Annotated in this window: 9 protein-coding genes; all 9 read left to right on the forward strand. The window is 46.6% G+C overall.

Translation table 11 applies throughout. The features are described 5' to 3' along the window. Positions 1-471: family 1 glycosylhydrolase (locus WEIDD23_RS04615; protein WP_156469578.1), on the forward strand; the 471-nt coding region annotated here is incomplete at its 5' end. A gap of 1 nt (position 472) precedes the next feature. After that, complete coding sequence (locus WEIDD23_RS04620; RefSeq protein WP_010375259.1) at positions 473-1,852, forward strand: glycoside hydrolase family 1 protein; 1,380 nt, start codon at positions 473-475, stop codon at positions 1,850-1,852. A gap of 20 nt (positions 1,853-1,872) precedes the next feature. Next, positions 1,873-3,291 carry a PTS sugar transporter subunit IIC gene (locus WEIDD23_RS04625; RefSeq protein WP_010375256.1) on the forward strand — a complete coding sequence of 473 codons (1,419 nt, stop codon included), beginning with the start codon at positions 1,873-1,875 and terminating at the stop codon, positions 3,289-3,291. 178 nt (positions 3,292-3,469) lie between these two features. Next, entirely contained in the window at positions 3,470-4,039 is a 570-nt protein-coding gene (locus tag WEIDD23_RS04630; protein ID WP_062358801.1) for a hypothetical protein, read from the forward strand. 310 nt (positions 4,040-4,349) lie between these two features. Then, positions 4,350-5,552 (forward strand): aminotransferase class I/II-fold pyridoxal phosphate-dependent enzyme, encoded by a 1,203-nt coding sequence (locus WEIDD23_RS04635; RefSeq protein WP_062358802.1) that lies wholly within the window; start codon positions 4,350-4,352, stop codon positions 5,550-5,552. Between the two features lie 4 nt (positions 5,553-5,556). Beyond that, on the forward strand, positions 5,557-6,546 hold the full coding sequence (locus WEIDD23_RS04640; protein WP_010375248.1) for an NAD(P)-dependent oxidoreductase: 990 nt from the start codon (positions 5,557-5,559) through the stop codon (positions 6,544-6,546). A 5-nt stretch (positions 6,547-6,551) separates the two neighbouring features. Continuing rightward, on the forward strand, positions 6,552-7,595 hold the full coding sequence (locus WEIDD23_RS04645; protein ID WP_062358803.1) for a PTS sugar transporter subunit IIC: 1,044 nt from the start codon (positions 6,552-6,554) through the stop codon (positions 7,593-7,595). Positions 7,596-7,718: 123 nt separating this feature from the next. Continuing rightward, entirely contained in the window at positions 7,719-8,531 is an 813-nt protein-coding gene (locus WEIDD23_RS04650) for an AraC family transcriptional regulator (protein ID WP_010375242.1), read from the forward strand. A gap of 173 nt (positions 8,532-8,704) precedes the next feature. Next, positions 8,705-9,360, forward strand: a 656-nt coding sequence (locus WEIDD23_RS14480; RefSeq protein WP_242865427.1) for an MFS transporter, incomplete at its 3' end; no start/stop codon positions are given.

Raw genomic sequence — 9,360 nt, forward strand, 5'->3', positions numbered from 1 at the left:
GGTGATGAATGGCTCGCCTACAACGAAGAAAGTAATCATGGCGATAATCCATTCTTACAGAAGTCGGATTGGGGCTGGCAAATTGATCCAGTCGGCGTCCGTTGGGCCATGAACTGGATGTGGGATCGCTGGCATAAGCCAATGTTTATCGTTGAGAATGGCTTTGGCGCTTATGACAAGTTGGAAGCTGATGGCACTGTGCATGATGATTATCGCATTGCCTACTTCCAAGGCCACATCGAAGCGATGGAACGCGCGGTTGTGTTGGATGGCATTCCGTTGATTGGTTACTTACCATGGTCAGGCATCGATATTGTCTCAGCTTCAACGGGTGAGATGTTGAAGCGATATGGCTTTATCTATGTTGATTTAGACGACATGGGTCAAGGTAGTGGCGAACGATATCGTAAGGATTCGTTCAAGTGGTACCAGCAGGTTATTGCATCTAACGGTGAAGATTTGGAGGTGTAGCATGACGCAACCAAACATGCCGGCAGATTTTTTCTGGGGTAACTCAGTGTCATCAATGCAGACAGAAGGTGCCTGGCAGGAAGACGGTAAGGGACTGTCAGTGTATGACGTGCGACCAGCCACTGATCACACAATGGATTGGCATGATGCGATTGATGAGTATCATCGTTATGCCGAAGATTTGGATTTAATGGCGGATATGGGGATGAACATGTACCGTATCCAAATTTCATGGTCCCGGGTCGTGCCAGATGGTGATGGGGCGTTTAATGAGGCTGGCATCCAGTATTACAGCGATTTGATTGATGCGATGATTGCACGCGGCATTGAACCAATGGTGAATTTATATCATTTTGATATGCCACTGGCGTTAGCGAAATCAGATAACGGCTTTATGTCACGACATACGGTTGACGCCTTTGTCCGGTTTGGCGCCGAGATGTTCAAGCGTTTCAGTGATCGGGTTAAATACTGGATTACGTTCAATGAACATAATCTGTATTTTACCGATGAGGTGTTTGAGATTTCAGGTTATGACCATGGGGAACGGACGTTGTCAGAGATGTATCGCATCTTCCATCATACGATGTTGGCCCATGCGCGCTTGGATGCGATTGCGCATACCAAGTATCCAGGCTTACAACTTGGCGGTATGCTAGCCCATGCGGCAACGTATCCGGCGACATCGAAACCAGAAGATGTCTATGCAGCGCGTAAGTTGAATGAATTTTTGAACAACAACCTATATGATGCGTTTGTTTTGGGCCGTTATTCACATGAAGTCATGCACTATGTGAAGGTCCATGAGATCGATTGGGATTACCAACCGGAAGATGCCTCTGTACTAAGTAAGATGCATGCAGATTTCTTGGCGTTTTCGTATTATCGAACGGATACAGTCAATGCAGATAAGATTCCAGCCGGTGAGGCGCCGAATCGTTATTTAAACACAGCAAATGAGACGAATCGTTTCTTAGAGACGAATGACTGGCAGTGGACGATTGATCCATTGGGCTTCCGGACAATCTTGGCGGATGTGTACAGTCGTTATCGTGTGCCAATGTTCCCAATCGAAAATGGGATTGGGTTACATGAAACATGGGACGGTGTTCATGAAATTGCAGATGAGCGGCGAATTTCATATCATCGTGACCATATTCAGGCCATGAAAGACGCCATGTTTGAAGATGGTGTCGCAGTACTGGGTTACTTGGGTTGGGGCTTAATTGATATCCCAAGTTCTCATGCAGATATGGAGAAACGTTATGGCTTTGTTTACGTCAACCGGTCGAACCATGATTTGAAGGATATGAGGCGCGTACCTAAAAAATCTTATCATTGGTTCAAACAGGTCATGGCGACAAACGGGGATAAGCTGTAGCCACTTTAGGGGGAAACATTATGGATAATGTTGGACGAGGTAATTGGGTCAGCGAGAAGTTGCTGCCACCCATTATGAAAGTTGTTAATACGAAGGCGATGAATGCCCTGAAAGATGGGATGGTTTACTCATTACCATTCATCATCATTGGGTCAATCTTTTTGATCTTATCAAATATCCCGTATAAGCCAGTTGCGCAAGCGTTGACTGATTCGGGTTGGAGTGCCATTTTTACCCAGGCATATACCACATCATTCGGGATCATGGCGGTCTGGGCGGTTGTTGGAATTGCCTATGTTTATGTACGTAATGAAGGGTTTGAGGCCTTACCTGCTGGTTTGACCTCACTTGCAATCTTCCTGGGCTTGCAGTCATTGCAAGTTGCCTCACCATTGTCAGCAGCAATGGGTAAGGCTGGTTCAGGAGTTGGTAGCTTATCAGGGACACAAGTAGCAGAACACATCGATAAGTTGCCACACGCTTTGCAAACTTTCTTGACGTCACCAGTTACTGGGGCAATCAACATCACCTGGCTGGGTGGTCAGGGAATGATTGCCGCCATCTTGATTGGTATCTTCGTCGGTTGGGGATACTCAGCTATGTTGCGTGCCGGTTGGAAGATTACGTTGCCTGAGCAAGTGCCAGCTAACGTTGCGAACCAATTTACGGCAATGATTCCAGCGGGTGTTTTGATTACCGTGGCGATGTTTATCTACGCTTTCTTCAGCTTCATTGTGAAGGAAGACTTGTTGCAAACGATTTACACGTTGATCCAAACACCACTGCAAGGATTGTCAGATTCATTCGGTGGCGCTTTGATTATCGCCTTCTTGGTACCGTTCTTCTGGTTCTTCGGTGTCCACGGTGGATTGATTATGGGAGCCATTACAACTGGTTTGTTGGTACCAAACACATTTGATAATGCGGCTTTGTACCACGCTGGCAAGTTGTCATTGGCTAACGGTGCCCACATCGTGACCAACGAGTTCTACAACAACTTCATTAACCTGACTGGATCAGGTATTACCATTGGTTTGGTGATCTTTACCTTGGTGGCTGCGCGTTCAGTGCAATTGAAGTCATTGGGAAAGATTGAAGCTGTACCAGGTTTGTTCAACATTAACGAACCATTCTTGTTCGGATTGCCATTGGTTTTGAACCCATTCTTGGCGATTCCATTCTTCTTGACGCCGGTGCTAGTTGCCGCATCAACATACTTAGTCATCTACTTCGGTATTGTGCCACCACTAAACGGTGTGGCCGCACCTTGGACGACACCACCAATTATTTCAGGATTCTTGATCGGTGGGTGGAAGATGGCCGTTTGGCAAGCTGTTGTTTTGGTAATGTCAGCTGCGATCTACTGGCCATTTGCTAAGCGTTATGACAAGATGTTGTTGGCTCAAGAGCAAGAAGCTGAGGCTGCTGAAAACGCCTAAAAATTGTTAGTGAGTCAACGAATTCCCTGAAAGGGGGGATGCGGATAACATGATAACCCAAAATGTTAGCGTGTCCGGTTACATCTCCGTGTAATCGATTAGGTACGCTCTATTAGAAGCGACGGTCTATCCTCTAGGGTAGGCCGTCTTTTGTTTTTAGAAAGACAGGTGAATACAGATGGCGAATAATTTGACGATTCATACCCCAATTGCGTTTAATGATTTGGCGGGTAATTTAGGTCGCAAAGTTGAAGAGGTTAGCTTAACGATTGCTGGTAATCACTTCGATGCGACTAAAAGCACAGCGTTATCTTGGGGGCTGATGTTAGCGCCACGGAGCGGTCGTGAGATTGGGGCGTTAACGCTAGCAGATAACGGTATTAAATTGCAAGACGCAACCGGTAGCGAGATTGAGACAGTCACATATGAAGATGTATCGCGGGTTGAAGTAGGTGTCCTGCAGTCGTTATCTCGTTATAGTTCGGCAGTCTTACCTTATAGTCATTTCTGGACCTTTATAGAAATAACGTTACGTGACACCCGTGTTTTACAGTTTATTAATGCTAATCTGGCAGCTGCACCAGTCTTATTGACGTATCTCAAGAAACAAGCGGTTCGGGAGGTAGTTGATCCGTTTGAATTGGTTGATTTAACTGCGACTGAAGTGAGCACCTACGTGACACAACATTTTGAAAGCAAGGCTAAGTTGGTCAATTATCCTGTGACAGTAGCTGGATTGGGTAATTAACATTCATTATGATAAACTGTTGACAATAATTAGAAAGAGATTAGAATTAAAACCATCAAGAAATCAAGGAGAGCAAAAATGATGATGACGCCAACAATTACAACTACAAACGTCTATTACTTTTGGTTCTTTCGGCAACTATCCGAATTGAGCTAAAAGCATTTTTGCACGGCTTCTCGGATAGTGATTAAAACATCCGAGAAACCAAATAAAACGCCCGCGATTTTTTGCGAATACGTGTTTACCAGGTAACCGGATGTTTTCCATTAAGGAAACGTCCGGTTTTTTATTGTCTAAAGGAGAAATGATTATGCCCACGATGAAAGAGTCACTCAGCCAACGATTGAACCAAGATTTAGCGAAAATCCAGCCCAACGAAATTCGAGCGTTTGATGCGAAAGTTTCGGCGATGCCAGACATGATTAAGTTAACGCTCGGTGAACCCGATTTCGATGTGCCTGAAGTCGCAAAAACTGCAGCCATTAATAGCATCACTGCCAATGATTCCCACTACGCGCCAGGCAATGGGTCGGTGGCGTTAAGGGAGGCTGCAACCAATTTCTTGGCTGACCGCTATGGGTTAACATACGATGCGGATACAGAAGTAGTGATTACAATCGGCGCGACTGAGGCAATCTATGCCACGTTAACAGCTGTATTGAATCCAGGCGACAAAGTCTTAATTCCGACACCAACTTTCCCACTCTATGATGCCATTACGCTCATGAATGGTGGTGAACCCGTGTACTTGGATACTAGCGCAACGAGATTTGTGTTGACGCCGGCGCAATTACGGGCGGCGATTGCGGAACACGGTGATGCGATCAAGGCAATTGTCTTGAATTACCCCTCTAATCCAACGGGGGTGACATATTCAGCCGCAGAATTAGAGGCGTTAGCAACTGTCCTGGCTGACACGGACATCATCGTGATTGCTGATGAAATCTATTCAGAATTAGTTTACGAAACCGCCCATGTGTCAATTGCCACCTACTTGCCGGGCCAGACGTTGTTGCTAAATGGGGTGTCTAAGTCACATGCCATGACGGGTTACCGCATCGGGTTTATAGCCGGACCGGCGGGCTTGATGCGCACGGTGGGAATGACCCACCAACTAGTGGTGACGTCACCATCCAATCCGGCGATGGCTGCCGCAACCGTGGCGTTAGGAACCGAAGCAGGGCATGCAGCAACCTTAGCAATGAAAGCACAATACGCTGCACGGCGCGATTTCGTGGTGGAACAGATGCGGGCAGCTGGGTTTGAGGTTGAAACACCAGGTGGCGCCTTCTACGTTTTCGCTAAAATTCCGGCTACGCATAACCAAGACGATCGTGCATTTGCCCTGGCACTTGCTGAAAATGCCCACGTGGCAGTTATCCCGGGTAGTGCGTTTGGTCAAGGTGGGGCCGGTTACTTACGTCTCAGTTACGCAACGAGTTTGGCAACTTTGACGGAAGCCATGCAACGCATTAAGACATACATGCAAACAGCAATGACTGTAGGAGAATAAAACTATGAAAATTTTGATGACAAGTGTTCGAGATGATGAAGAAGCAGCAATTGCAGCCTACACGGCCCGGACGGGAGTTGAGATTATCACGTCAGCAGCACCGTTGGAAGATAACCTTGACCAATTGGCGGCGGTTGATGGGGTAATTATGCAACAACGGAATCGATTAGCTGATGCAATTTACGCACAATTAGCTGAAGCTGGTTTGAAACAAATTTCAACGCGAACAGCTGGGTATGATGTGATAAATGTGCCACTCGCCCATGAACATGGCTTGCGTGTGACAAATGTCCCGGCCTACTCACCACGAAGCGTCGCCGAACATGCCCTGATGCAAATCCTACGTCTGCTACGTAAGTCTTATGAAGTTGATCGCCGTGTGGCAAACAATGATTACCGCTGGGGCGGGTTGCAGGCCAAGGAAATTCATTCCGCAACCATTGGCATTATTGGTGTTGGCCGGATTGGTGGTGCCTTGGCCAAATTATTGGCCGCGTTGGGGGCAACGGTCCTTGGTTATGACGTTAATCCGCGCGATGATTTGGCAGGTATTGTGACGTACACAACCAAAGCGGATTTGTTGCAGCGGGCGGATGTGGTCAGCCTACACGTTGATTTAAATGAGACGTCAGTTGGACTAATTGGAGCTGCTGAATTTGCGTTAATGCAGCCAACCGCGGGCTTGGTGAACGCGAGTCGCGGACCGGTAATCGATACGGCAGCATTAATTACAGCCTTGGAGACAGGCGAATTGGCCGGAGTAGCGTTGGACACCGTGTCAGGTGAAGAAACCATCTTTAATGTCGATCACCAAGATGACGGCTTGACGAGTCAGCCAAATATCGAAAAGTTGCACGCGATGTCGAATGTCATGTTGACACCGCATATCGCCTTCTTTACGAATATTGCGGTGCAAAATATGGTTGATATTGCCCTGGATGATGTGCAATTAATCTTGAACGGTGAGACATCACCACATGAAATTGAGAGGTGAGCATAATGGAAAAACCACAATTAGCAGTAAAGCCAACCATCATGGCCGTTCTGAACGGGAACTCATTTGCGGTTGTCGCCGCGTTAATTCCGGCCGCTTTGATTAGCCAACTACTCAAAGCGCTACCGCAAACAGGGCTGGTTGGGCAAGTTGAAGTAATGGTCGCATTGGCGCAAAGCACGTTACCCTTGATTGCCGCATTTGTTGTTGGTAATATGTTGCGCCTGTCTAATTTGGAAACAGCCTCAATGGCGTTGGCAACTTTTGTCGCATCGGGCGTTGTGACAGTTAAGGGCGATGCGTACATGATTGCCGGTACTGGGGTGATTTTGAATATCATGTTAACGACTTTGATTGCCAGTTATGTGGCCTGCTTGAGTAGTCGATTACTGGGTCAATTACGGATGGTCTTTGAACCATTGGTTGTACTACTTATCAGTGGTGGGATTGTTCTACTGACATTGCCAATCATGGTGGCGGTGCAAGGTGCAGTGGGTCAAGTCGTCGCCCAAGCAACCCGGGTATCACCATTGTTGATGGGGGTCTTGTTGGGGATGCTTTTCGCCTTCTTAATTGTGTCGCCACTCTCATCAGTTGGCATTGCCACGGCGATTGGTTTGTCCGGCGTTGGATCGGGCGCTGCGAATGCCGGGATTGTCGCTGCAGCGATTACGCATGCTGTGATGGGAGCTGGCGTAAATTCAGGTGGGGCAATCATTGCCCACTTTATGGGTTCACCTAAAATTCAGATGGCCAACATGTTATCACATCCGAAATTATTCATGCCGGTATTACTAGCTGCCGGTGTGAGTGGCGGCGTAGCGAGTTTGCTGGGGATGTCAGGCACGGCCTTTTCCGCCGGCTTTGGCTTGTCCGGCTTTATTGGCCCCTTGACTGCGCTGAATGAGTCGCAGGGTGACTTATTAGGTATTCGGGTGATACTGGCGTTTATTGTGGTGCCCTTACTATTGGGCATCTTAATGAAACTAGTATTTATGAAAAAGGTGCCATTGATTCAAGGTGAAGAATTAGCGTTACCGGATATTTAGGGCGTTCCAAAAGCAGTCGCGTTGGTGACTGCTTTTTTATATTTAGGGCAGAATTGCCGTTGTGCTAACCGCATTCCTGACATATACTCAAGGGGCAATCTAATAGTCGAGGGGGCGAAACAATTGCGAACATTTTTTAATGTGGCAGATTTAAGTTTGCCAGTCATGGTTGAACACGTGGGGGCGGAATGGCAACAGGGGGTTATTATTCGCTATCAGGGTTTTCCGCACTTTCATTGGTTGCAGTCACAAACTGGAACGGGGGCGTTTTGGGTGCGTGACAAACGCTATGAGTTGGCGCCTGGCATGGGGATTTTAATTGCCCCTGGCGTGCCACACCGGTATGAGCCGATTGGCAACGAACCGTGGCAGGTCCGGTTTGCAACCTTCCAAGGGTCCTTGGTTGATGATTTACAAAAACAAATGGTGAATTCAGAGTTTGTTCTGATTGAGGCAAGTGATGCACTGGTGTATGAACGGCTACATGAGACGTTATTGACGCGATTAGGTCATGAGCCGGCGGATGATCTAGCAATCTCGGCGGCTGCCTATCAGTTATTGCTGTGTCTGACTCGCCATCAGAAACAAACGATTGATCAACATCAACCAGATTTTCAACAATATGTTGGACCGGCGATTGCGTATATGCAGGAGCACCTAGCAGAGGATATTTCAATTAGCCAACTAGCAGCAATGTTGTCAGTGTCTACGCAGTATCTTAATCGGGTGTTTAATCGATTAGTGCAGCAGACACCGAGTGAATACCTGACACAGATTAGAATTAGTCATGCCAAGAAACTGCTGGTATCACAAAAATATTTAAAAATTAATGTCGTGGCTGAACAAAGCGGTTATGCAGATCCAGCCTACTTTGGTAAAGTTTTTAAAAAGCAAACGGGCGTTAGTCCATTGAATTATCGCCATTGGCAAACATAACCTGGTTGAGGTTGAGACGGCTGCTGCTGTCTCAACCTCTTTTTGTGCTGCTCATCACACTGTTTCAATAAGTTATATTTTTTGGTTTTATATGTCCTTTTTCTAAAATGAAAGCGCTTTATTATTAATTAGTAGGGTAATAATGAAACCAAATTATTGGGGGATAATTTAACATGAATAAGGTGAAGCAGTATCTGTCGTATGCGGCAGGGGCGTTTGGGCACGATGCCTTCTACGCGACATTGAGTACTTATTTTATGATTTTCGTGACAGGACAATTGTTTGATACGCCGGACAAGGCATTTAACAATCAAATGATTGGCTGGGTCACAACGATGATTGTGGGTATTCGGTTAGTGGAAATTATTTTCGATCCAATCATTGGTGGTATCGTTGATAATACAAGGACCCGTTGGGGAAAATTTAAGCCATGGCTAATTATTGCCGGGCTAATTAGTTCAGTATTGTTGGTTGTTATTTTTACGAATTTTGGCGGGCTAGCAACCGCTCATCCAATGCTTTACTTGGTTTTGTTTGGCATTGTATTTGTAACGTTGGATGCATTCTATTCGTTTAAGGATATTGCGTTCTGGTCAATGCTACCAGCGTTATCACTTGATAGCAGTACGCGTGAAAAGTTTGGTACGGTGGCACGCTTTGGTTCAACGCTAGGACAACAAGGTGTCCAAATTGTCGTTGTGCCATTGGTCATGTTTTTCTCAATCACCTTTACAGGCGCACACACTGAAACGCGGACCGGTTGGTTCTGGTTTGCGGTTGTCATTGGTGTGATTGCTTATCTTGGGGCGTTGTTGACGGCCGCAGGTAC

It is taken from the genome of Weissella sp. DD23 (assembly GCF_001579105.1).
Lineage (GTDB): Bacteria > Bacillota > Bacilli > Lactobacillales > Lactobacillaceae > Weissella > Weissella cibaria.

Excerpts from the sequence above, each read along its gene's own strand:
- WEIDD23_RS04620 (WP_010375259.1), top strand. The coding sequence starts at position 473 with ATGACGCAACCAAACATGCCGGCAGATTTTTTCTGGGGTAACTCAGTG.
- WEIDD23_RS04625 (WP_010375256.1), top strand. The coding sequence starts at position 1,873 with ATGGATAATGTTGGACGAGGTAATTGGGTCAGCGAGAAGTTGCTGCCA.
- WEIDD23_RS04630 (WP_062358801.1), top strand. The coding sequence starts at position 3,470 with ATGGCGAATAATTTGACGATTCATACCCCAATTGCGTTTAATGATTTG.
- WEIDD23_RS04635 (WP_062358802.1), top strand. The coding sequence starts at position 4,350 with ATGCCCACGATGAAAGAGTCACTCAGCCAACGATTGAACCAAGATTTA.
- WEIDD23_RS04640 (WP_010375248.1), top strand. The coding sequence starts at position 5,557 with ATGAAAATTTTGATGACAAGTGTTCGAGATGATGAAGAAGCAGCAATT.
- WEIDD23_RS04645 (WP_062358803.1), top strand. The coding sequence starts at position 6,552 with ATGGAAAAACCACAATTAGCAGTAAAGCCAACCATCATGGCCGTTCTG.